Origin of the sequence: Streptomyces sp. NPDC006174, assembly GCF_040614075.1 — a bacterium.
Lineage (GTDB): Bacteria > Actinomycetota > Actinomycetes > Streptomycetales > Streptomycetaceae > Streptomyces.
In genome coordinates this window covers 1-24,203 of record NZ_JBEXTJ010000017.1, presented here as the reverse complement: position 1 = coordinate 24,203, position 24,203 = coordinate 1, and the positions used below count along the sequence as shown (strand labels likewise).

Annotated in this window: 25 protein-coding genes; 14 read left to right on the top strand and 11 right to left on the bottom strand. The window is 72.0% G+C overall.

From position 1 onward, the window contains the following. Positions 1-177: 177 nt before the first annotated feature. Positions 178-1,545 carry a cytochrome P450 gene (locus ABZ267_RS30035; RefSeq protein WP_356752951.1) on the bottom strand — a complete coding sequence of 456 codons (1,368 nt, stop codon included), beginning with the start codon at positions 1,543-1,545 and terminating at the stop codon, positions 178-180. A gap of 115 nt (positions 1,546-1,660) precedes the next feature. Continuing rightward, positions 1,661-2,479, bottom strand: coding sequence for a LuxR C-terminal-related transcriptional regulator (locus tag ABZ267_RS30030; protein ID WP_356752949.1), 819 nt, complete (start codon positions 2,477-2,479; stop codon positions 1,661-1,663). Positions 2,480-2,765: 286 nt separating this feature from the next. On the opposite strand from ABZ267_RS30030, the gene ABZ267_RS30025 reads away from it, so the two are divergent. From ABZ267_RS30025 to ABZ267_RS30005, 5 genes are all read left to right on the top strand, one after another. Beyond that, positions 2,766-3,281 (top strand): hypothetical protein, encoded by a 516-nt coding sequence (locus tag ABZ267_RS30025; protein ID WP_356752947.1) that lies wholly within the window; start codon positions 2,766-2,768, stop codon positions 3,279-3,281. Positions 3,282-3,341: 60 nt separating this feature from the next. Beyond that, entirely contained in the window at positions 3,342-4,595 is a 1,254-nt protein-coding gene (locus tag ABZ267_RS30020) for a serine hydrolase domain-containing protein (protein WP_356752945.1), read from the top strand. Positions 4,596-4,756: 161 nt separating this feature from the next. Then, entirely contained in the window at positions 4,757-4,990 is a 234-nt protein-coding gene (locus tag ABZ267_RS30015) for a DUF2945 domain-containing protein (protein WP_356752943.1), read from the top strand. Between the two features lie 129 nt (positions 4,991-5,119). After that, positions 5,120-6,052, top strand: coding sequence for an SDR family oxidoreductase (locus ABZ267_RS30010; RefSeq protein ID WP_356752941.1), 933 nt, complete (start codon positions 5,120-5,122; stop codon positions 6,050-6,052). 161 nt (positions 6,053-6,213) lie between these two features. Beyond that, complete coding sequence (locus ABZ267_RS30005; RefSeq protein WP_356752939.1) at positions 6,214-6,429, top strand: DUF6243 family protein; 216 nt, start codon at positions 6,214-6,216, stop codon at positions 6,427-6,429. A 108-nt stretch (positions 6,430-6,537) separates the two neighbouring features. Here the strand turns inward: ABZ267_RS30005 and ABZ267_RS30000 are convergent, their stop codons facing one another. From ABZ267_RS30000 to xylB, 4 genes are all read right to left on the bottom strand, one after another. Beyond that, positions 6,538-8,091 carry a TrkA C-terminal domain-containing protein gene (locus ABZ267_RS30000; protein ID WP_356752937.1) on the bottom strand — a complete coding sequence of 518 codons (1,554 nt, stop codon included), beginning with the start codon at positions 8,089-8,091 and terminating at the stop codon, positions 6,538-6,540. Positions 8,092-8,198: 107 nt separating this feature from the next. Next, positions 8,199-9,035 carry a hypothetical protein gene (locus tag ABZ267_RS29995; protein ID WP_356752935.1) on the bottom strand — a complete coding sequence of 279 codons (837 nt, stop codon included), beginning with the start codon at positions 9,033-9,035 and terminating at the stop codon, positions 8,199-8,201. Continuing rightward, positions 9,035-10,315 (bottom strand): VWA domain-containing protein, encoded by a 1,281-nt coding sequence (locus tag ABZ267_RS29990; RefSeq protein ID WP_356752933.1) that lies wholly within the window; start codon positions 10,313-10,315, stop codon positions 9,035-9,037. Before ABZ267_RS29990 ends, ABZ267_RS29995 begins: the two co-directional genes overlap by 1 nt. 70 nt (positions 10,316-10,385) lie before the next feature. Beyond that, a complete protein-coding gene (gene xylB / locus ABZ267_RS29985; RefSeq protein ID WP_356752931.1) occupies positions 10,386-11,867 on the bottom strand; it encodes a xylulokinase in 1,482 nt (493 codons plus the stop codon). Between the two features lie 216 nt (positions 11,868-12,083). Between xylB and xylA the strand changes: the two genes are divergently transcribed. Beyond that, the gene (xylA, locus tag ABZ267_RS29980) at positions 12,084-13,250 is read left to right on the top strand and encodes a xylose isomerase (protein ID WP_356752929.1); all 1,167 of its coding nucleotides are present in this window, start codon (positions 12,084-12,086) and stop codon (positions 13,248-13,250) included. A 49-nt stretch (positions 13,251-13,299) separates the two neighbouring features. Here xylA and ABZ267_RS29975 read toward each other — a convergent pair whose 3' ends face one another. The 4 genes from ABZ267_RS29975 to ABZ267_RS29960 form a co-directional block, all read right to left on the bottom strand. After that, positions 13,300-14,547, bottom strand: coding sequence for an ROK family protein (locus tag ABZ267_RS29975; RefSeq protein ID WP_356752927.1), 1,248 nt, complete (start codon positions 14,545-14,547; stop codon positions 13,300-13,302). Between the two features lie 94 nt (positions 14,548-14,641). Next, positions 14,642-15,298 (bottom strand): DUF305 domain-containing protein, encoded by a 657-nt coding sequence (locus ABZ267_RS29970; protein WP_356752925.1) that lies wholly within the window; start codon positions 15,296-15,298, stop codon positions 14,642-14,644. Further along, a complete protein-coding gene (locus tag ABZ267_RS29965; RefSeq protein WP_356752923.1) occupies positions 15,295-15,933 on the bottom strand; it encodes a DUF3105 domain-containing protein in 639 nt (212 codons plus the stop codon). Before ABZ267_RS29965 ends, ABZ267_RS29970 begins: the two co-directional genes overlap by 4 nt. Positions 15,934-16,069: 136 nt before the next feature. Continuing rightward, positions 16,070-16,504 (bottom strand): hypothetical protein, encoded by a 435-nt coding sequence (locus ABZ267_RS29960; protein ID WP_356752921.1) that lies wholly within the window; start codon positions 16,502-16,504, stop codon positions 16,070-16,072. A 158-nt stretch (positions 16,505-16,662) separates the two neighbouring features. Here ABZ267_RS29960 and ABZ267_RS29955 point away from each other — a divergent pair, with 158 nt between their 5' ends. The 3 genes from ABZ267_RS29955 to ABZ267_RS29945 all read left to right on the top strand — a co-directional run bounded on the left by ABZ267_RS29955 (position 16,663) and on the right by ABZ267_RS29945 (position 17,842). Further along, positions 16,663-16,941: a hypothetical protein gene (locus ABZ267_RS29955; RefSeq protein ID WP_356752919.1), complete on the top strand. Its 279-nt coding sequence runs from the start codon at positions 16,663-16,665 to the stop codon at positions 16,939-16,941. Between the two features lie 92 nt (positions 16,942-17,033). After that, positions 17,034-17,339: a hypothetical protein gene (locus ABZ267_RS29950; RefSeq protein WP_356752917.1), complete on the top strand. Its 306-nt coding sequence runs from the start codon at positions 17,034-17,036 to the stop codon at positions 17,337-17,339. Next, complete coding sequence (locus ABZ267_RS29945; RefSeq protein ID WP_356752915.1) at positions 17,336-17,842, top strand: MarR family transcriptional regulator; 507 nt, start codon at positions 17,336-17,338, stop codon at positions 17,840-17,842. The genes ABZ267_RS29950 and ABZ267_RS29945 overlap by 4 nt, the downstream gene beginning before the upstream one ends. 72 nt (positions 17,843-17,914) lie before the next feature. Here ABZ267_RS29945 and ABZ267_RS29940 read toward each other — a convergent pair whose 3' ends face one another. Next, a complete protein-coding gene (locus tag ABZ267_RS29940) occupies positions 17,915-18,682 on the bottom strand; it encodes an IclR family transcriptional regulator (protein WP_356752913.1) in 768 nt (255 codons plus the stop codon). A 566-nt stretch (positions 18,683-19,248) separates the two neighbouring features. Between ABZ267_RS29940 and ABZ267_RS29935 the strand changes: the two genes are divergently transcribed. The 5 genes from ABZ267_RS29935 (at position 19,249) to ABZ267_RS29915 (ending at position 24,098) form a co-directional block, all read left to right on the top strand. Then, positions 19,249-20,922 carry an ATP-binding protein gene (locus tag ABZ267_RS29935; RefSeq protein ID WP_356752911.1) on the top strand — a complete coding sequence of 558 codons (1,674 nt, stop codon included), beginning with the start codon at positions 19,249-19,251 and terminating at the stop codon, positions 20,920-20,922. After that, positions 20,919-21,326, top strand: a complete 408-nt coding sequence (locus ABZ267_RS29930) for a roadblock/LC7 domain-containing protein (protein WP_006128841.1) — start codon at positions 20,919-20,921, stop codon at positions 21,324-21,326. The genes ABZ267_RS29935 and ABZ267_RS29930 overlap by 4 nt, the downstream gene beginning before the upstream one ends. Continuing rightward, positions 21,323-21,694 carry a DUF742 domain-containing protein gene (locus tag ABZ267_RS29925; RefSeq protein WP_356752910.1) on the top strand — a complete coding sequence of 124 codons (372 nt, stop codon included), beginning with the start codon at positions 21,323-21,325 and terminating at the stop codon, positions 21,692-21,694. Before ABZ267_RS29930 ends, ABZ267_RS29925 begins: the two co-directional genes overlap by 4 nt. Beyond that, complete coding sequence (locus tag ABZ267_RS29920; RefSeq protein WP_003964952.1) at positions 21,675-22,289, top strand: ATP/GTP-binding protein; 615 nt, start codon at positions 21,675-21,677, stop codon at positions 22,287-22,289. Before ABZ267_RS29925 ends, ABZ267_RS29920 begins: the two co-directional genes overlap by 20 nt. Positions 22,290-22,532: 243 nt before the next feature. After that, positions 22,533-24,098, top strand: a complete 1,566-nt coding sequence (locus ABZ267_RS29915) for a cytochrome P450 (RefSeq protein ID WP_356899734.1) — start codon at positions 22,533-22,535, stop codon at positions 24,096-24,098. Positions 24,099-24,203 lie beyond the last annotated feature (105 nt).

The following is a 24,203-nucleotide window of genomic DNA, read 5'->3' as shown; positions in this document are numbered from 1 at the left end:
AGGGCAAGGGTGATGGCTTTCGTCCGGGCTTCCGCTTCGAGGATCGGATCGACCCGGTGCGGTCACGGTTCGGTGGTGGGTGGTGCGCCTACCACCGAACCGTAGGCGACCCCGGTCGTGGCCAGAGTACGGTCGGCCGCAGAGCTTGCGGCCACGACCAGGGGCCAAAGGCTGAGGTCATCGCGCCCGCACGGTCGCCAGCACATCCCGGTCCGGCTGAAGCGTCAGGCTCGGTACGGGCCCGACGGTGCCCGGGTCGACGTCCAGGTCGAAGCGGCGGGCCAGCACGGCCAGGATGAGGACGGCCTCCACCATCGCGAAGCGCGTACCGATGCAGACGCGCGGTCCGCCGCCGAACGGGAACCACGCGTACTCCGCGATCTCGTCGCCGCCCGTAGCGTCCCAGCGCTCCGGCCGGAACTCCTCCGGCTCCGGGAACCACCGCTCGTCCCGGTGCGTGGCCCACTGGCTCGTCCACACCCGGGTGCCCTCCGCCATCGGCAGGCCTCCGATCGTGGCCCCTTCCTTCGCGACGCCCGTGATCAGCCAGATCGTCGGGTAGAGCCGCAAGGTCTCCTTCACCACGGCCTGGGCGTAGGTCAGTCGGGCGTAGTCGTCGAAGCCGGGCTCCCGGTCGCCGAGCACCCGGTCCAGCTCCTCGGTGAGCGCGTCGCGGACGCGCGGGTTGCGGGAGAGCAGGTACCACGCCCACACCAGCGTCGAACTCGTCGTCTCATGGCCGCCGATGTACAAGGTGACCGTCTCGTCGCGGATCTCCTCGTCGCTGAGCCGCGTTCCGCTCTCGTCGACGGCGGTGAGCAACCGGCTGAGCAGATCCGGCCGTTCGGTCTCGCCGTCCCGGTGCCGGGCCACGACCCGGCCCACCTCGGCGTCGATCACGGCGGCCGCCTTCCGGATCCGCGCCCGCCCCGGCGTCGGCACCCAGTCCGGCAGCAGCGCCCCGATCCCGGCGAACTCCTTGCCGATCTCCAACTGGGCCACATCCATGGCCCGGCCCATCGCCTCCGAGTCCGCCGGCGTGTCCACACCGAAGATGGTGCGCACCGCGATCTTCTGCGTCAGGGCCGCCATCTCCCGCTTGATGTCGACGCGTTGACCGTCCGACCAGGTGTCGGCCAGATCCACCGCGGAGGACGCCATGGTGGCCGCGTACGACTTGACCTGCTTGGGCCGCACCGACGGCTGCACCAGCGTGCGTTTACGCCGCCACTCCCGGCCGCGCGCCACGATGATCCCGTTGCCCATCACGGCCCGGAACGCGACGCCGAGCGAGGGCTGGTCGAACGTGCCCTCCGTCTCGGTCAGCAACTCGCCTACGCACTCCGGGTCGGCGATGAACACACACCGCTTGCGTCCGAACCGCCACCGCACCATGTCCCCGTGTCCCCGCAGGAGTTCGAAGAAGGCGAGAGGGTTCTTCCCGAACTGCGGCAGATTCCCGAGCAGTGGCACCCCCTTGGGGCCCGCGACGATCTCATGGCCGCGGGACGGGGTGTCGAGCGCCGGGCCGGTCTGCGTGGACATCGAAAGGACTCCGCTCCCTGGAATGCGCCACGGGTGGCGCGCCATCGTTCGAACCTCATCGAACGCGATGAGGGCGGTACTCCGCCAGAGCGCAGGACGGCCTGATGGCGATCCGTCAGCAGCCGTGCGGAGTAGGCGAGTTGTCGAGCGTAGCCGCATCCGCCAGCAGGCCCGCGTCCTGGGCGCGCAGCACCGCGCTGAGCCGGTCCACGGCCCCGAGCTTCCGGTACAGCGCGCTCAGGTGCTTGTGGACCGTGCGCGGTGAAATGCCCAGACGGCGTCCGATCACCTCGGCGGTCAGTCCCGTCGCCAGCAGATGCAGCACGTTCGTCTCGCGTGGTGTCAGCGGGGCAGCCAGAGCGTGGTTGGCCTGCCGTACGCGCTCGCTGCCGGCGGACGCACGCAGCGCCATCAGGAGGGACCGGTGGGCCGTCGCGGCCTTGAGCAGTGGCTGGACGCGTGCGGCGTAGCGCTCGTCGTGCCGGGAGAAGTCGCCGCCGGAACGGTGCACCAGGAACCCGCTGACGTGCGGCCCTCTTCCCGGCATCGGCAGGCCGAACACGTGCCGTGTCCCGAACGCCTGGCGGAGAGCGTCGGCGGTCGGACTGTTCTGCCACGTCCGCGCCCCCACCACACGTGCGGCGCTCTGCGGCGTCCAGTCGGCGTCGGCCCCGTAGCGGTCGACGAAGGGGTATCCCGAACGGATGTGAGCCTGCACCGAGTCGTCACCGACGCCGACGGCCGGCACAGGCCGTGGGGACCGGATCACCACGCTGCCCCGCTCACGTGTCCAGGGCACCTCCTTGACCACGATCAGCTCCCCGTCGAGCGCCGTGAGCAGTTCCTCGGTGAGCAACGGCCAGACGGACTCGGGGGCCTCGGTGCTCATCACCTCCACCGCCAGGTCCAGCATGCGTGCGTACCGATCCGGCATGACGACTTCCCCCGACGTCCCCGTGCGTGCGTCTCTTCACCGTAACCCGCCGCTGTCCATACGCACTTCTCCCCATGGTGCGGCAGGGAGCGCTCCTGCCACGATCGGGCTCCTTACGGGTGATGGGCGGCCGCGACACGTCGTACGTGAGTGGCCGGCGCGGCACTGGCTCGTTCACCTGGGCAGGTCCCGTACGCCGGCGCCGCGCTCGACGACGCGGTCACGTACGGGAAGGTCTGGCGCGGCTGACGCCGCGACCGTCAACCACCGAAAGGACATCGGCGACATGCGTTCACCGCGTTCCGTGCTCACCTCGCTCACCACGGTCTGCGCCCTGGCGGCCGGTCTGGCCGTCACGGGGCCCGTCGCTCCGGCGCAGGCCGCCGCGTCGGACTGTACGGGCGGCGCCCGGGGCTTCCGCGACCACCCGGACAACGCCTCCGGCGACACCGACAAGCCCCGGCGCCTGGACCTAGGCGGCGGCGTCGTCATCACCCTGGAGAAAGGGGTGTACGTGGGCCAGCAGATCAGCTTCGGGAAGATCAGCGGCCCCACCCGTCCGGGTGACAAGGTGTGGATGGACTGGCGGGCCGCCGGGTGGGACGACGGAGGAAGGCCCGAATGGCCGGTCCGCCCCTGGCTCCAGTGCGGACCTTTCACCGTTCAGAGCCACGGCCAGAGCCTGACGACTCCTTTCAAGCGCACCAGCACCGACCCCGAGTACCAGTTCCGGGTCTGCGGTTCGCTCGCCACCGACGGCGTCGTCCGCTGCGCCACCAAGAACGGCGTCGACTGGTGGTGACCTGCCGGCCCGCTGTCGCCGTGGTGCTGCCGTAACCGTCCGATCAAGGAAGAACCGAGGATGACCGTGCCCTTCTTGTCACACCGACGCCTGACCGTGAGCGCAGCCCTGATCGCCGCTCTCGCCGGTGTCGTCGCTCCCGTCACCACCGCCTCCGCGGCCCCCGCCGCCACCCGGACACCCGCGCCCGACATGGCCGGCGTCGTCGCCGCTCTCGAGTCCGCGATGGCCAACGGGGCACCGGGCGCGATGGCCCGCTACTCCGGCCCGGACGGGGTCGAGGAGGAGGCCGTCGGCGTCCGTGACCGGGTGTCGGGCGCGGCCATGGACACCCGGGCGCGGTTTCGGATCGGCAGCGTCAGCAAGACGTTCTCCGGCGTCGTGCTGCTCCAACTGGTCCAGGAGGGCCGACTGAAGCTGGACGCGCCCGTCAACACGTACCTCGAAGGGCTGCTGCCCGACGACCGGATCACGGTCCGTCATCTGCTCACCCATCGCAGCGGGCTGGCCGACTACACCGACGCCATGTTCAACCGGACCGTGCCGGGCTTCGAGGCGGTACGCAACCGGGTGTTCAGCTACCAGGAGCTGGTCGACCTCTCCCTCGCCGAACCCCGGACCACCGAGCCCGGTGCCGCGTACAAGTACTCGAACGCCAACTTCGTCGTCGTCGGCATGCTCATCGAGAAGCTGACGGGACGCCCGGTGGCCGACGCCTACCAGCGCCGCGTCATCAAGCCGCTGGGGCTGCGTAGCACCGCGTACGTCCACCCCGACACGCGCATCGAGGGCACCCACGTGCGCGGCTATCTGCACCCCGACGAGGCCGGTGCGCCGCTCGTCGACTCCACCGAGCAGACCGTGTCCTGGGCGCAGTCCGCGGGCGCCGTCATCTCCAGCCCCGGCGACCTCAACACCTTCACCAGCGCCCTGATGCGCGGCCGGCTGCTGTCCCCGGAGATGCTGGAGGCCATGACCACGGTCACGCCCACGGATGCCACCGGCACCCGGTTCTACGGCCTCGGTCTGCGCCGCTACGACCTGTCCTGCGGCACCCGGGTGTACGGACACACCGGCACCGTCCAGGGTTTCTACACCTACGCCTTCTCCACCCGCGACGGCCGCCGCAGCCTTTCGGCGTTGGCCAACACCTCCAACCACGGCGCCGCGAACACCGCGCTGGGCGGCACCTTGGAGGCCGCCTTCTGCGGCAAGAAGCCGACACCTGCCCCGACCGCACGCTCCACGGCGCCCACCGGCGACCCTGACCACACACCGCTGCCCGCCGAGCGGGACCTGCCCGAGCGCCACTGAGGTCCGACAGGCCGGCCCACTCCTCACCGGACCGGACCGGACCTGACCACGGCCTCCGCCGCCCTGCGCCGAGGACGGACAGGCACGATGCTGGAGGAACCGGGCCCGCACACGGCGGGCCCGGAGGCCATCACCGGCCGACCGGCGAAAGGAGTTCCACCGTGGCGAAAGGAAGGAAGCCCTCCAAGGGCGACGAGGTCACCTGGAAGAGTCACGGCCAGGAGGTGGAGGGCTCGGTGACGCGGAAGATCGAGAAGCGGACCGAGGCGGCCGGCCGGACGGTCGACGCCTCCAAGGAGGAACCGCAGTACGAGGTACGGAGTGACAAGACGGGCAACAAGGCCGTTCACCGCCCGGAATCGCTGAAAAGGAAAAGCAGCGGCGGCGGATCGTGAAACGCGACGGGGGCGGGCACCTGCCGCATCACCGGCCGGGCGCGGGTTGCGCGAGGCAGGTGGCGGCCTCAGGCTGTGGGGTGACCCGGCCGGTACCCACCGGCGCTCGGCACAAGGCGGGGAGAGACGATGCGTGACGGCTTCGGCGAGCTTCGCGCCGACGGAGTACACGGCGGCCCGCTGCGCGGGAAGGTCGCGGTCGTCACCGGCGCCGCGCGCGGTATCGGTGAAGCCCTCGCACGGCGACTCTCCGATGCCGGGATGCGGGTGGTTCTGCTCGGACGGGAGAGGGAGACCCTGGAAAAGGCCGCGGCGTCCTTGCGCCCGAGCCTGTGCATCGAGGCGGACATCACCGACCGTGCGGCGCTCGCGGACGCCGCACGTCGCGTGGAAGCCGAGCTCGGTCCCGCCAGCGTCGTCGTGGCCAATGCCGGCATCGCCGTGAGCGGCGCGTTCGACCACACCGCCCCCGAACTCTGGCAACGGGTCATCGACGTCAATCTCACCGGCTCCGCCAACACCGCACGGGCGTTCCTGCCCCAGCTCACAGCCACCCGGGGCTACTTCCTCCAGATCGCCTCCACGGCCGCGTTCGGCGCGGCGCCCATGATGAGCGCCTACTGCGCCTCCAAGGCGGGGTCCGAGTCCTTCGCCCTCGCGCTGCGCGGAGAAGTCGAGCCGGACGGGATCCAGGTCGGTATCGCCTATCTGCACTGGACCGGCACCGACATGCTCACCGGTATCGACGACCACCCCGTCCTGGCAGCCCTGCGACGCAACCAGCCCCGCCCGGCCCGCCGCGTCCACACCCCCGACCAGGTCGCCCAGTGGCTCACCCGGGGCATCACCCACCGCGCCCCGCACATCTACGCCCCGCCATGGCTCCGCTGGTGCCAGCCCCTGCGTCCGCTGTTCCCCGCACTCGTCGCCCGCATCACCCGGCGCGAGCTGCGGAGCCACCCCAGTGACACGATGTCCTCGCCCGTCGAGGTCCTCGGCGCGGGTGGCCGTGCCGATTGGCATGCCTACAACGGTCTCTCGTCGCGGCCGAACGACCGATAGGCCGCGCCATCCGCTGACCAGGTAACGTCTTGTCCGTGTTCTTCCGGGCGCCGATGGACGAGTGAGAGCGTGATGGGCCCCTGCTGACGCCCTTCGGCGTCGCCGCGCGTCCCTCACCGACGCATCCGTAGATCACTTCACACCATCAACCGGGAGAACCCGTGACCGATAGCAAGAACATCAACAACCCCATCGGCCAGGGCGGCGGCCAGCGCAAGAGGCAGTCCCGCGCCGAACGGCAGAACAACGGCCCGCACCGCAACTCCGACCGCCAGAGCGCGGCCGACCGCAAGGCGGAGCTGGTCCGCAAGATGCGCGAGAAGGCAGGCACGGCCGAGAACGCCGGGCAGACGGGCGACGACACCGCGCAGCGCTGAGACCGGCGGGCGCGGTGATCGCCGGCTCGCGCAGCGCTGAGACCGTCTGGCGCGGTGATCGCCGGCTCGCACAGAGCTGACCGCCCGACCCGGTGATCGCCGACCGGCTCAGAGACCCACGATCAGCTGGATGCAGACGATCTTGACCAGGATGGCCAGCGCGAACAGCGTCGAGTAGCCGTTGTTGATCCGGCTGTCGCTTGCGCGGCTGTTGGCGTACGCCACGAGCGCCGGGTTGCCCACATAGCCCGACAGCAGCCCCATCGTCCGCTCCCGGCTCTGGCCCAGGCCCTTCGCGATCAGCACCATCAGCGAGTAGCTCACCACCGCGCCGATCACCAGCACGGCCGCCAGCTTCAGGCCGAAGAGCGAGAAGGCGTTCTCGCGGAACGAGTAGCCCGAGGTCAGCCCCACCACCGCGAGGAAGAGCAGCAGGCCGATCTGGCGCAGGGTGAGGTTGGCGCGGGTCGGCAGGGTCCAGACGAACGGGCCCGTGCGGCGGCGCCAGCCCAGGATCATGCCCATCACCAGCGGCCCGGCGCCTGTGCCGAGGGCCAGCGTGGTGGAGCCGAGCGTGAGGGACGGGATGCCGATCAGGAATCCCAGCGTGAGGCCCAGACCCAGGCTGACCGCGCTCACCTCGCTGACCTTCGCCTCCGTGTCGCCCAGGTACGTGGTGACCTCGCCCGTCCGCTCGCGCGGCATCACCACCCGGACCCGGTCGTCGAGCTGGAGCAGCAGATCGTCGTGCGCGAGCATGTCGAAGTCGCCGCGCCGCACCCGGCTGACCACGGCCCCGTACTTCTCGCCCAGGCCCAGTTCGGCGACCGTGTGCCCGGCCAGCTCCGGGTTGGTGAGCAGCACCCGCCGGTAGTCCACCGTGGAGCGGTCGTCCAGCAGATGGCGCGGGGCGAGAGATCCGAGCGCCTCCGTCGCCGTCGTAACGTCCTCCTCGCCGCCCACCAGGACGACCTGGTCGCCCGGAGAGAGGCGGTCCAGGTCGCGGGCGACCCGGGTGACGGCTCCGGCGGGCCGGTACTCGCTGGCCAGGACCCGGTGCGCGGCCACTCCGGGGACGTCGGACCAGAGGCTTTCGCGGGCCACCTGGACCGTACGGGTGATGAGCGTCGACGGGAGGCCAGAGTCCGGGTCCCGGCGCGCGGCCCAGTGGCGGCGGGCCGCGACGGCCGCGAGGAACAGGATCGTGATCACCACGGCCAGCGGATAGCCGATGGCGTACCCGACGGCGGGCTGGGCCGGGTCCGCCGAGGCGTCCTGGGCCGCCGCCAGGCCCGGAGTGGTCGTCCCGATGCCCGCGTACCCGCCCGCCAGGAACGGACCGCTGATCCCGAACCAGCCGTGCCCGACGAGGCCGACCACCACCGCCGTGACCGCCAGAGCCACCACCGCTCCGGCCATCACCGCCAGCTGGCCGCGCAGTTCACGGAAGAACGCGGGCCCCGACTCCAGGCCGACCGTGTACACGTACAGGGCCAGACCCAGCGCCGAGACCCCGGCCGGTACGGCGGCGGCGATGTCCTCGTCCAGCGCGCCCACGAAGAGGCCGACGAAGAGGACCCCGGCCGCTCCCAGCCGTACGGGCCGAAGCGCACCATGCCGAGCAGCGCGCCGAGCGTGATCACCGCGAACACGGCCACCCACGGGTTGTCCGCGAAGAACTGCCACACCGGCCGTGCCTCCCCGTCTCGAAGCGAACCCGTTCAGGATCTTCGAGGAGCGAGGAGGCCGCCACCTGACCTCAGAGGCTGTCAGACGCCGTGCGACACGTGCGCCGGGCGGCCGCGGCCCCGCGTCAGCGAGTAGCCGAACACGGCCGCGAGCGCGGCGAGCACGCCGCCGCCGACCGTCCACAGCCAGCGGGTCGTCCACCAGCCCGAGGCCCAGCCGTCCTCCGGCTCACCGGCGGTCCGGGCCTGAGCGGCTCCCGAAGCGTCCGTCACCGAGATGCCCGGCACCAGCGGCTCGGCGAGCGCGCCGTCCACGTGGTGGGCGCCGCCCGCGTCCACCACGTCGGCCCGGACCTCGGCCTCGAACGGCAGGCCCAGGTCGTTGGCCGGCAGGTTCACCACCGTCAGCCGGACGTAGTAGCTGCCCGGCAGCGGGTCGTTCGCCCACGGCTCGGACCAGGACCGTACGGTGCGCAGCACACAGGACAGCTCGACCGCCGGCGCGTCGGCCGCCGCCTTGCGGGTCTGGTGGCCGTACTGGCACGCCTGGCGGCGGCGCAGCCCGTCGTACACGTCGATCTGCCAGGTGGAGCCCGAGCGCTGCGCCTCGCTTTCCGGCAGCTTCACCGTCGCCTTCACGGTGGCGCGCTGTCCGGCGTCGGCCGGGAACACCCAGTACAGGTAGTCGCCGGAGGAGGCCTGCGCGGTGCCGGTCTGGCCCTGCTGGAGCGCCGTCGCCGTCCGGAACGTGGTGCCGGCCTCGGTGGGCCCGTGGCTTTCGTCACTGGGGCTCGCGCTCGCCGACGGGTCGTCGGCCACCGCCGTACCCGCCGAGGTCAGCAGGGTCAGCCCGGCCAGCAGCGCACCGGCGAACGCGCGCCGCACGCCACGGGCGCGGCGGGAAGTCGTCGTCACCATCAGTTGGTCCTCCATACGGCGATGCGCCGGCGCGAGATCCAGCCGACCAGCAGCCCCGCGACCAGACCGGTCAGGACGAGGACGCCGAGCAGCCACCAGCCGCGGCCGAGCCCGAAGGCCGCCACGTCGGACGCCTGGTCCACTCCGTCCACCACATCCACGGTCAGCTCGACCGGCAGACCGGGCGTCCGCTTCACCGAGGCGGGCGCGGAGAAGGCGTTGGAGAGCTGGAGGCAGACGGTCTCGGCGGCGGGCTTGCCGCTGCCGTTGTCGCCGTCCTCGATCTCGGCCTTCGGGTAGCGCAGGCCGGACGAGATCACATCCGTACGTCCGGTGCCGGACTCGGAGCCCCGGACGATCTCGCGTCCGGCGTCCGTGACCGCGCGCAGCAGCACGCCGTAGTCGTTGTCGACGGCACGGTCGGCCGCCACGCTCACCGAGGCGCGCAGCTCCTGGCCGGGCAGCACGTCGACCCGGTACCAGCGGTGCTCGCCGATCACCTGGCGGTCGGTGTAGAGGCCCGGCTTCAGCACGGGCGCGGCGGAGCAGCCGGCCGCGCCTTCGGTGGCGACCGGGTTCACGACCGGCTCGGCCGCCCGGTCCACCAACTGCTTCACGCGGCGCGAGAGGTCGTCCTTGTGCTGGACGGCGGTGTACGTGCCGCCGGTGGCCTCGGCGATGCAGGTGAGCTGCTGACGGATCTTGGCGTTCGGCACCAGGCCGAGCGTGTCGATGACCAGGTGCGTGCCGCGCGCGGCGATCTCGCGGGCCACCTCGCACGGGTCGAGCGGGCCGCAGGTGTCCTCGCCGTCCGTGATGAGGACGATCCGACGGGTCGCCTCGCCGCCTTCGAGGTCGTCGGCGGCGCCGAGCAGCGCGGGACCGATCGGGGTCCAGCCGGTGGGCGCGAGGGTGGCGACGGCGGTCTTGGCCTCGGTGCGGTCCAGCGGGCCGACCGGGTAGAGCTGCCTGGTGTCCTCGCAGCCGACCTTGCGGTCGTCGCCCGGATAGTCGGCGCCGAGCGTGCGGATGCCGAGGTGGACCTCTTCGGGCACCGCGTCCAGGACGTCGTTGAACGCCTGCTTGGCGGCGTTCATCCGGGACTGGCCGTCGATGTCGCGGGTGCGCATGGAGCCGCTGACATCGAGGACGAGTTCGACCTTGGGAGCGGAGGCGGCCGGTGGTTCGTCGGCGGCCGCGGGGAGCACGGAGCCGAGCCCGACGGCCAGGGTGGCCAGCGCTGTGCACACCCCGGTCGTCAGCCGATTTCTTGTGATCATCGCCGGATCTTATGGAAAATCAGTTCGTATTCCCAACCGGGCTCTTGAGCGGCCGGACCCGGCTCGTCGCTCAGCCGCCGAGCAGTGGCTCCGCGGCCCGGTCCAGCACCGAGGTGACCCGGTGCCAGGTCTCCATGTCCCGCTCCTGTGCGTCGAGTTGACTGCCCGTGTCACCCGCGCCCCAGGAGGTCGCCAGCGCCACCGGGTCGCCGCCGCCCGCGGCCGACGCGGCGAGCGCGGCCGCGCCGAGAGCGACCAGTTCGCCGCCCGCCGGGATGACGACCGGACGGCCGGAGAGCCGCCGTACCGTCTCCACCCAGCTCCGCCCCTGCGCGCCGCCGCCGATCAGCCGCAGCGGACGGGCGGCGACCTCGGGAGCGTCCGGGTCCAGGCCGCAGGCCCGTAGCAAGGTGTCCAGCGCCCGCAGCACAGTGACGGCCGCCCCTTCGTAGGCGGCGCCGAGGAGCTGCTGCGGGGTCGTGTCGTGGCGCAGTCCGGTGAGGAGCCCGGAGGCGGTCGGCAGGTCGGGCGTGCGTTCGCCGTCGAGGTACGGCAGGAGTACGGCTTCGCCGCCGGGCGCGGTGTCCTCGCGGTGCAGGCCGAGCAAGGAGGCGACCTTGTCCACGGCGAGCGTGCAGTTGAGCGTGCAGGCCAGCGGAAGGTACGTACCGTCGGCGGCGGCGAACCCGGAGAGTGCCGGAGCGGTGGAGCGGGTGCGGGAGGCGGCGAAGACCACACCGGAGGTGCCGAGCGAGAGGACCGGGTGGTCCAGCAGACCGGCGCCGCCGAGGCCGAGGCCCACGGCCGCGCTCATGTTGTCGCCGGTCCCGGCCGCGACCGCGATCCCGGCGTGCAGCCCGAGCGCCTCGGCCGCCGCGTCGGTGAGCGAGCCGACCCGGGCGGCTCCGGTCGGTACGACCTCGGGGAGGAGGGCCGGGTCCAGGCCGAGGAGGTCCAGCAGTTCGGGGTCGTACGCGCCGGTGGCGGTGGCGTACCAGCCGGTGCCGGAGGCGTCGCCGGGATCGGTCGCCGCGACGCCCGCGAGGCGCTCGGTGAGGAAGTCGTGCGGCAGCCGTACGCCGGCCGCCGCCTTCGCCGCCTCCGGGTCCATCTCGCGCAGCCACTGCCACTTGGAGGCGGTGATCGAGGCGACCGGCACGGAACCGGTCCGCTCGGTCCAGGCCTCAGGACCGCCGAGCGAGGCGGTGAGAGCGGCGGCCTGCGGCGCGGAGCGGGTGTCATTCCAGAGCAGCGCCGGCCGCAGCGGACGGCCCGACCGGTCCACCACGACGAGCCCGTGCTGCTGTCCGGCCACCGCGATCCCGGTGACCGAACGCGCGGGCAGGCCCGACTCCTTGAGCCCGGCCGCCACCGCGTCGCCGAGCGCCCGCCACCAGACCTCCGGATCGCTCTCCCGGGCGCCGGCCTCGCCGGTGACCACGTGCGGTGCGCGGCCCACCGCGAGCTGCTCACCGGTCACCGCGTCGATCACGGCGGCCTTGGTGGACTGGGTGGAGCTGTCCACGCCGATGACGACGGTACGGGACGACATGGGCGGCCTCTTTCGCAGGGATCGGCTCATTCGGCTGTACCGCGAACAAATTACGTGATGCGCGGCCCCGGGAACAGGCCTCGCAGCCACTCGCCGCCGACCGAGGGGTTACGCGGAACGGTGGCCGTGTGCATGATTAGTCATGACACTGAACAAATAGGGGTGCCGAGCTTCTGACCTCGGCCCCCGACGGCAGGCGAAGGCGGTCGGACGACAATGACGGAACGCTTCACCCCCACCCCCGAGGACAAGTTCAGCTTCGGCCTGTGGACCGTGGGCTGGCAGGGCCGGGACCCCTTCGGCGACGCCACCCGCGCCGCCATCGACCCGGTCGAGTCCGTCCAGCGGCTCGCCGAGCTCGGCGCCTGGGGCGTGACCTTCCACGACGACGACCTGATCCCCTTCGGCGCGCCGGAGACCGAGCGCGAGGCGACCGTCAAGCGGTTCCGCCAGGCCGTGGACGCGAGCGGCCTCGTCGTGCCCATGGTGACGACCAACCTCTTCACCCACCCGGTCTTCAAGGACGGCGGGTTCACCGCCAACGACCGTGACGTACGCCGTTACGCACTCCGCAAGACCCTGCGCAACATCGACCTCGCCGTCGAGCTCGGCGCCACCACCTTCGTCGCCTGGGGCGGCCGCGAGGGCGCGGAGTCCGGCGGAGCGAAGGACGTACGGCTCGCACTGCACCGGATGAAGGAGGCCTTCGACCTGCTCGGCGCGTACGTCACCGAGCAGGGGTACGACCTCCGCTTCGCCATCGAGCCCAAGCCGAACGAGCCGCGCGGCGACATCCTGCTGCCCACCATCGGCCACGCCCTCGCCTTCATCGAGCGCCTGGAGCGGCCCGAACTGGTCGGCGTCAACCCCGAGACCGGCCACGAGCAGATGGCCGGTCTCAACTTCCCGCACGGCATCGCCCAGGCCATGTGGTCCGGCAAGCTCTTCCACATCGACCTCAACGGCCAGTCCGGCATCAAGTACGACCAGGACCTCCGCTTCGGCGCCGGCGACCTGCGCCAGGCGTTCTGGCTCGTCGACCTGCTGGAGAGCGGCTACGAAGGCCCGCGCCACTTCGACTTCAAGCCGCCGCGCACCGAGGACTACGACGGCGTCTGGGCCTCGGCGGCCGGCTGCATGCGCAACTACCTGATCCTCAAGGAGCGTGCGGCGGCCTTCCGCGCCGACCCCGAGGTCCGGGCCGCGCTGCGCGCCTCCCGCCTGGACGAGCTGGCACGCCCGACCGCCGGGGACGGCCTCGCGGAGCTGCTCGCCGACCGCACGGCGTACGAGGAGTTCGACGTGGACGCGGCGGCGGAACGCGGCATGGCCTTCGAGGCGCTGGACCAGCTGGCCATGGACCACCTGCTCGCGGTGCGCTGACGGTACGGAGGTGGCCCGGCGGCCTGCGAAGCGCGCCGGGCCACCCTCTTCACGCCTCCGACGGCTCCGCGTACGCCACCGGGTCGTCCAGCACGTCCTGCACCACCAGCGCCGCCGCGCCCCGCGCCGCGTCCCCCGCCACCGACGACGCGCGGAGCCGGCCGCTGCCCGGTGACCAGAGGCCCGACACCACCCGGCCGGTCAGCTCCTCGTCGGCCGGCGGCGCCAGCCACGGCATCAGGCCCCGGTAGATCCCGCCGAGCACCACCGCGTCCGGGTCGACCAGGTTCACCGCACCCGACACCACCCGGCCCAGCATCCGTCCCGCCTCGGAGAGCGCCGCCACCGCCCGCGTGTCCCCGGCCCGCGCGCGCCGCTCCAGCTCCAGCACACCGGAACCGCCTCCGGCCCCGTCGACCCCGGCCGCCCGCAGGAGCGCGCTCTGACCGGCGTACTGCTCCAGGCAGCCCCGCGACCCGCACCGGCACTCCGGCCCGTCCGGGTCCACCACCACATGCCCGATCTCGCCGGCGAACCCGTGCGCCCCGCGCAGCAGTTCGCCGCCCAGCACCAGCGCGCCGCCGACGCCGATCTCACCGGTCAGATACAGGAAGCTGCGTACGTCACCGAGGCCGCCGAACCACAGCTCGGCCAGCGCCGCGAGATTGGCCTCGTTCTCCGAGGCGACCGGCAGCACGGGACGGCCGGGACGCAGCGCGGCGAGCGCGTCGCCGAAGAGATCCTGCGCCGGGACCTCGTTCCAGCCGAGGTTCGGAGCCTGGCGTACCGCGCCGCCGGAGACCAGGCCCGGCAGCGCCAGCGCGGCGCCGACCGGGCGCAGCTCCTGCTCGCGCGCCGAGTCCAGTGTCCGTGCGGCGATCGCGGCGGCGCGGGCCAGGACCTCCTCGGCGGGTGCGCCCCGGTTGTCGAGGTGTTCGGTCTGCCGGACGCGGCCGGTGCCCGCGAGGTCCACGACGCAGACCGAGACGTAATCGATGTTGATCTCCACACCGAGCCCGGCGGGACCGGTGCGGGCCACCTTGAGCGCGGTGCCGGGACGGCCGGCCTGGCCGCTGAACGTCTTGCCGGACTCGGTGAGGAACCCGCTCTCCATGAGCTGCTCCACGAGCGAGGAGACCGCGGCCCGGGTCAGTCCGACCCGCCCGGCCACTCCGGCACGGGTCGCCTCACCGCTCTCGCCCTCGTCCCGCACGGCGCGCAGTACCAGGCTCAGATTGTGCCGTCGCACGGTGTCCTTGTCGGCCTTGGGCCCCAGCGGAGTGAGGATGCTCTTCATATCGTCGCCGAGCCTATGCGATGGCGGGCACGGCGGGCAGCACGGCGGAGGCGGCCCCCTCCACGAAGTACGGGAGGGGGCCGGCCCGCGGTGGTCAGGGCTTCGCGCCCCGGGCCTTCAGCATGTCCGCCATCAGCCCGATCTCGGACTGCTGGCCGTGCACCATGCCCTGCGCCAGATTCCGGATGACGTCCGTCCCGGCCGCTTCGGCCCCGGCCCGCGCCATGTCGACTCCGGCGCGGTGGTGCACGGTCATCAGCCGCAGGAAGAGCACCTCGGCCGCCTTGCCGTCGGCCGTCTTCAGCGCCTGCAGCTCGGCGTCGGTGGCCATGCCCGGCATCAGCGAACCGTCGCCGGTCGGCTTCACGGTGTGACCCATCCACGCCATCGGCGGCTTCGCCGAACTCTTCGGCAGAGCCCACTGGTCCAGCCAGCCCAGCATCATGCCGCGCTGGTTGGCCTGCGTGTTGATGATGTCGTACGCCAGGCGCCGCACGTCCTCGTCCTTCGTGCGGTCACGCACGATGAACGACATCTCCACCGCCTGCTGATGGTGGATCGCCATGTCCCGGGCGAACCCCGCGTCCGCCGACTCCTCCGCCGGAGCGGAGAGCGACGCCTTCGCGGACGGGGACGCCGCGGACGGCCGTCCCACCATCAGCGCCACCAGGCCCACCGCCAGCAGCAGCACGGCGGCGCCGGCGAGCGCCATGCGGCGGGTGGAGGAGAACGGGCCGGTCACGGAGGTCACTTGTCGAGCCCACCGGTGCAGGCGGCACCCGGCTCAGGGGTCTGCGGGCCCTGCACGTACTGGGTGAAGAACTTGCCGACGCGGTCGTCGGTGGCGCTGTCGACGGCGACCTGCTTGCCCCACGCGCTGAGCATCAGCGGTTCCTTCTGGTCCTTGACCGGGCTCATCAGGGAGTACGGAGTGGACTTGACCTTCTCCGTGAGCGCCTTGACGTCGGCCTCCGAGGCCTTGTCGTTGTACGTGACCCAGACCGCGCCGTGCTCCAGCGAGTGGACCGCGTTCTCCTTCGCTATCTCGGCGGTGTAGACGTCCGCGTTGCAGTTCATCCAGACCTGGCTGTGGTCGCCGCCGACGGGCGGGTTCATCGGGTAGTCGACCTTCGTCTCCACGTGGTTCCGCTTCAGGTCCTTCCACGTGCGCTCACCGGAGATCGGAGCCTTCGAGGCCTCCTCCTTCTCGTTCGCCTGGTACACCAGGTAGCCGCCTCCGGCGACCAGCGCGACGACCACGGCGACCGACGCGCCGATGGTGATGAGACGGCCCCGGCGCTCACGGGCGCGCTCCTGGCGGCGGGCCTCCTCGAGCTTGGCGCGGCGCGCGTTGGCGGGGGAGTTCTGGTTCTTGGCGGAAGCCATGGAAGGTCCTCGTCGTTCAGCGGATGCGGAGATGCATGCGGGGATGCGGAGATGTGAAGGTGCGGACGGTCGTGCGGGAAAGCGGCAAGCTGACCCGGCCCCAGGGAGTGTCCGGCGGATCAGGGCCGGACAGCCCCTAGATCCGTTGGACCTGTAGACGCAGCTGATCGACGGAGTGGACACCGTCGTGGGAGGGCCCGCGGATGGCGGCCGCACCGCTCAGCGGAGCGGCGGGCACGACGGCCACGGGCGAGGGGAGCGCGACCGGGGCCGAGGACACCGGCAGCACGATGGCCGCCGAGTGGGTCGAACCGCCGTGGCACGAGGTCCCGAGACCCCGCTCGGCCGGGGCGGCCAGGACGACCGGCTCGACGGCGAGATGAGGCACCGGTGTCAGCGTCCGTACGGGAGCCGGGCCCGGAGCCTCCATCGCCACCGGCACGGCTGCGGCGGCCGAGGTGGTGACGGAGCAGCAGAAGAGCAGCGCCAGCAGAGCGAAGAGCGGCCCCAGCGAGGCGGGCAGGCGTGAGCGGTACCGCTGCCGGTCGGTCCGAGCGCTCACCCTGGTCATGGCCCGTCATCGTAGTAGGTGCATGAAGATTCAAAGAATATGGGTCACCGATTCCGCGGGCCAGTGTGCCGGACGGTCGCGAAGTGCGACAGAGGGCAGATCCACGGGCAGGCCCTCCGTGTGTGTTTTACAGGTGTAATACCTGTTAACGTATATGGTTGAGTGATACATCCACCCGGTCCCGGCAACCTTTCGCCCGCAGCCTCCCTCTCGCCGCCGCGCTCCGGCTCGGCCGCCCCTCGGACACCTGGTTCAAACCCGCGCTGAGCGTGGTCGTCGCCTCCGCCGTACCGCATCTGACGCTCCTGGCGCTCGGCCGGCTCGACCTCGTGATGTACGCGATGGCCGGTTCGCTCTGCGCGCTGTACGGGCACGGTCTGCCGTACGCCCGGCGGGCCAGGACCGTGGCGGGCGTCGTGCTCTCCATGGCCGGCTGATCGGCGACCGGGTCCTCGACACCGTCCTCGGTGCGCTCGCCGGATTCCTCGCGGCGGCACTCGTCACCAACCGGCGGGCGGCCGGTCGCGTCGTGCGCGCCATCGAAGCCGCCGCGAGGGCCCGTACGGAAGCGGAGCGGGCCCTGGAGCGTCCGCACGCCGAGCGGGCGCGGGCGCGCCGCGCGCTGACCGCGAGCCTCGTCGAACTCCGCGAGGCCGCCGACATCGCGGCGGGGGAGTGGTGGCAGCGCGCCCTGCCCGAGCAGGAGCTTCTCGCGGCCGAGCGGGCCGGACACCGTACGCTCGCTGCGACAGCACAACGGCTCGGCCCGCCGGCCCGCGCCCCGCGGACGCGGCGCGGTGAGGTGGCCCGAGCCCCTTCGATCGGAGCGGCGTGACCGACGACATCGTGGCCTCGGTGGTGCGGCAGTGGCACGCCGTCAACCCCGAGCTCGACACCGGCCCGATGGAGATCATCGGCCGGATCAACCGCTGCGCCGCGCTCCTCCAGCAGGCGGAGGACGCCCCGCTGCGGTCCGCCGGACTGACCCGCGCCGAGTTCGACCTCCTCGGCGCGGTACGCCGTACCGACCGCGAACTCACACCGGGCGAGCTCGCCCGGGAGACCTTCTCCTCCGGCGCCGCCGTCACCAAGCGGCTGCGGGCCCTCCAGGAACGCGGCCTGGTGGACCGCCGTGGCGACGAGCGCGACCGGCGCGTCGCCCACGTCCGCCTCACCGAGGAGGGCCGTGCCCTGGTCGACCGGCTGCTGCCGGAACAACTCGCGTACGAGCGGGCCGTGTTGTCGGGTCTCGGTGAGGAGAGCCGGGGTGAACTTGGCTCGGCGCTCAGTGAGTTGCTGGTGCAGTTGGAAGGGCGGATCGGCGGGGCGCGGCGCTGACGGTCCGTACCGACGGAGTCAGGACGGCAGGGCGCGGCGGTGAGTGGACCGTACGGCCATGGCCGGCCCCGGTCAGGACGGTGACGGCGCCGCCGCCAGCAGCGCCGCCGACTCCCGTAGCCGCTCCGCCCGTTCGGCCACCTCCGCCTCACCCGACCGGTCCGCCGGAGCCGCGGCCACCAAGGCGAGCCGGTCCCGCCAGCTGGATCCGGCCAGTGAGACGGCGACCGTGGTCATGCCCAAGACCGCCGCGCCGCGGCTGACCGCGTGGCCTGTCCGACGGATCAGCGCCAGCTCGTCCAGCAGGGCCGTCCGCGAGGTGAGCGTTGCCGGAGTGACCGGCTCCAGCTCCTCGTACGGGTACAGCGCGCACACCTGGTCCGCCGTCATCCGCGAGAGCAGCAGCAGGCCGCCCGAGCCCGCGTGGGCCGGTCCGGTCCGCCCCAACTCCAGTGCCACGCGCACCGGATGGCGCGATTCGCGCCCGTCGGTGACGATGACCTGGTCACCGATGAGCGCCACGCTCCACACCGTCTCACCGGTCCGCCCGGCCGCGTCTGCCAGCACCGGCCCCAGCCGGTCGCGAGCCGCGCGGCCGAAACCGGCGGGCCGGCCGAGCCGCACCAGCTCCGGTCCCGCCGCGTAACCTCGTCCCGAAGCGTCCCGGATAGCGAAACCCCGGCTCTCCAGCGTGCTCAGCACCCGGTGCGCGGTGGACCGTCCGACGTGGAGGCGCTCGGCGGCCTCGGTGACGGTGAGCGTGTCATGGGTGAGGAAGAGCCGCATGGCGCGGAGCCCCGTATCCAGCGAAGCGATCGTGTAGTCACCTGTCGCCGTCATGCGTCCGCCCGCTTCCTCTCGTCACTCCGGGTACCCGCCGACGCCATCACCGGGTGGCGCCGACCGTCATGATCTCCGCTTCGGCACCGTCCACGCGCGGCGCTCGGCGGGTCCGTGGAATCTGCGGTCGTATACGCGTCAGCACAGCGATTTTCCGGGTCACCCCTGGAGTGTTCAGGAATCTGTGCCTTTCGATCCGGTTCGATCATCTGTGCCTCTGTCCTGTTCTGCGGTACGAAATCGGCTGCGAGGAGGGTGAATTGAGCGGTTATAGCCGTTTGCCAGGTCACCCTCGTCCCGGTCAAGGGAACGCGAACGTCGAACCGTAGACCATTTCCCGGCTTCGTCACTCCTCGCGCACGCTCCACAGCGGTGCGTGCGAAAACTGGCGAGTGTATTCCTCTTCGCGGCCTCCCGCAGGGGGTTGGGTGAATATGCCGATCCCCTGTTCTGATCTGGCTAAGCTCACGCGCAGTGAAGTCGAGTTGATGCGAATTCGAGCACTTGTTCCTGAGTCTCCGCTCACGTGCGTATACATCCCGGAATCAACCGCCAGAGGGTTTTAGATGGTCCGTGTTGAATCACCGCCGACCGACAGAGCAGTCCCCGTCGTCCGCGTAGTCCTGCCGCCCGTGGTCCTGCTGGCCGGCGCCACCGCCGCCGGCGCGGCCCTGGTGGTCCCGGCCGCGCGGATACCAGTCGCCGTGTGCGGCGCGATCACCACGCTGGTGGTCGCCGTGCTCACCGTGGCGCTGCACCGCCGCAGGCGCGCCATGGCCGCCCAGCGCGCGGAGTACGAACAGCGCATCGCCTACCTGGAACACCGCATCCTCAGCCATGACTCCGAGACGGTGCGGCTCACCAAGGAGGTCATGCCGGCCGCCATCCGGCGTCTGCGGGTGGGCAATTCGCCGGAGGAGGTCATGCGCGACATCGTCGACGCGGACGTGGCCAACCGGCATCTGCCCAAGGCGCTGCGCGAGCAGATCTACCAGGTCCTCGAAGTCATCGACAACGAGGAAGCGCGGCGTGACTCCGCCCAGCGCGCCTTCGTCAGCGTGGCCCGCCGCGTCCAGGCGATCGTGCACCGCCAGGCCAGTGAGCTGCGGGAGATGGAGGACCACTACGGGCGCAACCCCGAGGTCTTCGACGACCTGCTGCGCATCGACCACGGCACCGCGCTGATCGGCCGGCTCGCCGACTCCATCGCGGTCCTCGGCGGTGCCAGGCCCAGCCGCCAGTGGCCCAAGCCCGTACCGCTGTTCAGCGTCCTGCGCGGCGCGATGTCCCGCATCCTGGAGTACCAGCGCGTCGATCTGCACTCGATCGCCAAGGTCGCCATCGTCGGCACCTCGGTCGAGCCGCTCATCCACGCCTGCGCCGAACTCCTCGACAACGCGACCCGCTACTCGCCGCCGCAGACCCGGGTGCACGTCACCGCGGTCGAGGTGCAGACCGGCATCGCCATCGAGATCGAGGACGGCGGCGTCAGCCTCAGCGAGGAGGCCCGCGCCCGGGCCGAGAACATGCTCGCCCAGGCCCAGGCCGGCATCAACATGAACGACCTCGGCGAGTCCCCGCGGCTGGGCATGGCCGTCGTCGGACGGCTCTCGCGGATGTACCAACTCCAGGTGTCGCTGCGCCAGTCGGCGTACGGCGGTGTCCGCGCGGTCCTCATCGTGCCGCGCGACATGATCACCACCGGCCCCGCGCCCGGCATCGCCCACGGCATCGGCGCCACCTCGCGGCCCACCAGCTCGCTGGACATGTCGCAGCTCCAGCACGTGGTGCCGCCGCCCGGCAAGCGCAAGCCCAAGCCCGCCGCCACCGGCCCGGTGCCCTCCGTGGTCGCACCGGCCCCCGTCGGCGCTCCCGCGGCCGCCGCCCGTCCGGCCGCGCCCGCACCGGCCGTGGAGGACGACGTCCCGGTGGTCACCGAGTGGACCGAGAACGGACTGCCGCAGCGCCGCAGCCGGGGCCGCGCCCCGCTCGGCTCGCACAACCTGCCGCAGCAGCCCCCGCCGCCCCCCGCCGCCGTCAACGGCGGACTGCCGGGCCGAGGCGGACACCCGGACGACGGGTACGGCGGACCCGTCGGGCACGGCGGCTCCGGCGCTTCCGGCGAGAAGCCGCCCGGCCTCTGGCTGGAGGCCTTCACCAAGGCCGTCAACGGCGTACCGCAGGAACCGAAGCACGGCGAAGACTCCGATGACGCGTGGGACAAGGGAGACCTGAAGTGATCCAGCAGCGGGGAAACATGGACTGGATGCTCAAGGAGCTGGCCGACGACGTGCCGAGCATCCACCAGATCGTGGTGCTCTCCTCGGACGGGCTGCGCATCGCCATGCACGGCGGCGACCCGGATGTCGCCGACCGGCTGGCGGCCGCCTGTGCCGGGCTGCAGAGCCTGGCCGCCGCGGTGGCCACCGAAATCCCGTACAGCGACGGTCTGATGAAGCTCGTCGTCATCGAGGTCACGGGCGGGTTCTTCTACCTGATGGCCGCCGGGACCGGCGCGTATCTCGCCGTGCTGGCCGGTGAGACCGTGGACGCCGGTCTGGTCGGAGCGCGTATGCGGGACATGGTCGTGCGGATCGGCGCCCACCTGACCAGTCCGCCCCGCCACGGCGGGCAGTCCGGATGAGCGGACCCCGACGAGAACGCCGCACCACCGATCCGGCGCTCAGCGATCCGGAACGGCTGTACGTGATCACCGGCGATCTCGACGACAGCGAGCGCGCCGCGCTCGACCTGGTCACGATGGTCGTCGCGCAGGCCGAGCCCTCGCCGACGTTCCAGCCGGAGCAGGCCGCGATCCTGCGGCTCTGCCAGGCCCCGTTGTCGGTCGCCGAGATCTCCGCCTACCTCAGCCTGCCGTTCAGCGTGGTCACCTCGCTCCTGAGCGATCTCCTCGCGACCGAACTCATCGAGTCGCGTGCGCCGATCGTCCGCGCCACACTCCCCGACAGGTCCCTTCTCGAAGCGGTGATGCATGGACTTCAGAAGCTCTGACACGATCACCGGACCCCGCAGCGAGGACGTCCTTCCGACCACGGCCACCGCCGCGGTGAAGGTCGTGATCGTCGGCGGGTTCGGGGTCGGCAAGACGACCATGGTCGGCTCGGTCAGCGAGATCCGGCCGCTGACGACCGAAGAGACCATGACCCAGGCCGGCGTCGGCGTGGACGACAACGCCGGGGTCGAGACGAAGACCGCCACCACCGTGGCCATGGACTTCGGCCGGATCAGCCTCAGCGAGGAGCTGATCCTCTACCTGTTCGGCACCCCCGGCCAGGAGCGGTTCTGGTTCCTGTGGAACGGCCTCTTCGAAGGAGCCCTCGGCGCGGTCGTCCTCATCGACACGAGACGGCTCGAAGTCAGCTTCGACGTCATCGGCCGGCTGGAGGAGCGCGGAGTGCCGTTCGTGGTGGCCGTCAACACCTTCCCCGACGCACCGCACCACCCGGTGGAGGCCCTGCGCAGAGCGCTCGACCTGCCGGACGAGGTCCCGATGATCGACTGCGACGCGCGGCTGCGGGCCTCCAGCCGCGATGTGCTGATGACCCTGATGCGCTATCTGCACAGCCTGGCGGTCCCGCTGGCCTGACGGCGTGGACCGATCCTCCTGCCTGCCGGCGCCGGACCGGTCCCGCTCGCCCGATGCCCGACGGCTGCGAACGGTTCGGCTCCGGCCTTCCGCTCGCCCGACGTCCCGTCGGCGCCGGGACGGTTTCCAGGCCGTCCCGGCGCCGGGGCCGCGCGCCGTTCCCCCGGCGCGCTGCCCGCACACCCCGTACAGCTCTTGCCCACCCCTGTCCGATCCATGGCCGTCCTGATCCCTGGAGCCACTGTGACCACCCCCTTCCACCACGAACCCGGCGCCGCCCCGCCGCCCCAGTGCCCGGCCCACAACCTCGGCACCGGCCCCGGCGGCCTGCGCCGGCTGTACGGCCCCGAGGCGGAGAACGACCCCGCCGGCCTCTACGACAAGCTCCGTGCCGAACACGGCACCGTCGCCCCGGTCCTCCTCCACGGCGACGTACCCGCCTGGCTCGTCCTCGGCCACAGCGAGAACCTCCACCTCACCCGTACGCCGTCCCAGTTCTCCCGGGACTCCCGGCGCTGGCGGGCCCTGCAGGACGGCAGCGTCGCGCCGGACCACCCGCTCGCCCCGATCTTCACCTGGCAGCCCGTCTGCGTCTTCGCCGACGGCGCCAAGCACGAGCGGCAGCGCGGCGCGGTCACCGACAGCATGGAGCGCATCGACACCCGTGGCGTCCGCCGCCACATCAACCGCTTCAGCAACCGCCTGGTCAACGACTTCTCCGAGAAGGGCAGCGCCGACCTGGTCGGCCAGTTCGCGGAGCACCTGCCGATGATGGTGATGTGCGCGATCTTCGGCATGCCCGAGGAGTACGACGAGCGCCTCGTCCAGGCCGCCCGCGACATGACCCGTGGCACCGAGACCGCCGTGGCCAGCAACGCCCACATCGTCGGCGTGCTGACCCGCCTGGTGGAGCGCCGCCGCGCCGAACCGGCCCCCGACTTCGCCTCCTGGCTGGTCGAGCACCCGGCGACGATGACCGACATCGAGGTCGTCGAGCACCTGCGCCTCATCCTCATCGCCGCGTACGAGTCCACCGCCAACCTCATCGCCAACGTGCTGCGGATGGTCCTCACCGACCCGCGCTTCCGCGCCCGGCTCAGCGGCGGCCACATGACCGTGCCCGAGGCGGTGGAGCAGACCCTCTGGGACGAACCGCCGTTCACCGCCGTCTTCGGCCGCTGGGCGGTCGGCGACACCGAACTCGGCGGCCAGCAGATCAAGGCGGGCGACGCGCTGCTCGTCGGCATCGCACCGGCCAACACCGACCCGACCGTCCGCCCGGACCTCACCGCCAACATGGAGGGCAACCGCGCCCACCTGGCGTTCAGCGGCGGCCCGCACGAGTGCCCCGGCCAGGACATCGGCCGAGCCATCGCGGACGTGGGCGTCGACGCGCTGCTGATGCGTCTGCCGGACCTGGAGCTGGGAGTGCAGGAGAGCGAGCTGCGCTGGGTCGGCAACATCATGTCCCGCCACCTGGTCGAGCTGCCGGTGAAGTTCGCGCCCAGCCCGCAGCAGAAGCTGGACTCCGACCCGCTCTCGGTGATGGCCCGCGCGACCCGCCCGGCCGGCGACTGGGAGATCTCCTCGCCGGCCCGCCCGGTCCCCGAGCCCGCGCACTCCCTCGCCGGAATGCAGCCCGCCCACGCCCCGGGCGCGACCCCGCAGCCCCGCCAGGTCCCTTCGGAGGCGCCCGCACCGGCGCCCGCCGAGCCGGCGTCGGGAACCGCCGTGGTCCCGCAGCAGCGCCGTCCGGCCGCGCCTGCCCGGCTCTGGCAGGCCGTCTCCCGCTGGTGGAACGGCTACTGACCCGCTCCGGCGGCGGGGCCCGCCCCCCGACCGGGCGGGGGCGGCCCCCCCCCGGCGCGGGGGCCGGCCCCCCCCCACCCCCACCCAGAGACAGTAAAAAAATTT

Excerpts from the sequence above, each read along its gene's own strand:
- ABZ267_RS29935 (WP_356752911.1), top strand. The coding sequence starts at position 19,249 with ATGGTCCGTGTTGAATCACCGCCGACCGACAGAGCAGTCCCCGTCGTC.
- ABZ267_RS29975 (WP_356752927.1), bottom strand. The coding sequence starts at position 14,547 with ATGAAGAGCATCCTCACTCCGCTGGGGCCCAAGGCCGACAAGGACACC.
- xylB (WP_356752931.1), bottom strand. The coding sequence starts at position 11,867 with ATGTCGTCCCGTACCGTCGTCATCGGCGTGGACAGCTCCACCCAGTCC.
- ABZ267_RS29925 (WP_356752910.1), top strand. The coding sequence starts at position 21,323 with ATGAGCGGACCCCGACGAGAACGCCGCACCACCGATCCGGCGCTCAGC.
- ABZ267_RS29920 (WP_003964952.1), top strand. The coding sequence starts at position 21,675 with ATGGACTTCAGAAGCTCTGACACGATCACCGGACCCCGCAGCGAGGAC.
- ABZ267_RS30030 (WP_356752949.1), bottom strand. The coding sequence starts at position 2,479 with ATGCCGGATCGGTACGCACGCATGCTGGACCTGGCGGTGGAGGTGATG.
- ABZ267_RS30010 (WP_356752941.1), top strand. The coding sequence starts at position 5,120 with ATGCGTGACGGCTTCGGCGAGCTTCGCGCCGACGGAGTACACGGCGGC.
- ABZ267_RS30020 (WP_356752945.1), top strand. The coding sequence starts at position 3,342 with ATGACCGTGCCCTTCTTGTCACACCGACGCCTGACCGTGAGCGCAGCC.
- ABZ267_RS29965 (WP_356752923.1), bottom strand. The coding sequence starts at position 15,933 with ATGGCTTCCGCCAAGAACCAGAACTCCCCCGCCAACGCGCGCCGCGCC.
- ABZ267_RS30035 (WP_356752951.1), bottom strand. The coding sequence starts at position 1,545 with ATGTCCACGCAGACCGGCCCGGCGCTCGACACCCCGTCCCGCGGCCAT.
- ABZ267_RS29940 (WP_356752913.1), bottom strand. The coding sequence starts at position 18,682 with ATGACGGCGACAGGTGACTACACGATCGCTTCGCTGGATACGGGGCTC.
- ABZ267_RS29960 (WP_356752921.1), bottom strand. The coding sequence starts at position 16,504 with ATGACCAGGGTGAGCGCTCGGACCGACCGGCAGCGGTACCGCTCACGC.
- ABZ267_RS30025 (WP_356752947.1), top strand. The coding sequence starts at position 2,766 with ATGCGTTCACCGCGTTCCGTGCTCACCTCGCTCACCACGGTCTGCGCC.
- ABZ267_RS29995 (WP_356752935.1), bottom strand. The coding sequence starts at position 9,035 with ATGGTGACGACGACTTCCCGCCGCGCCCGTGGCGTGCGGCGCGCGTTC.
- xylA (WP_356752929.1), top strand. The coding sequence starts at position 12,084 with ATGACGGAACGCTTCACCCCCACCCCCGAGGACAAGTTCAGCTTCGGC.
- ABZ267_RS29990 (WP_356752933.1), bottom strand. The coding sequence starts at position 10,315 with ATGATCACAAGAAATCGGCTGACGACCGGGGTGTGCACAGCGCTGGCC.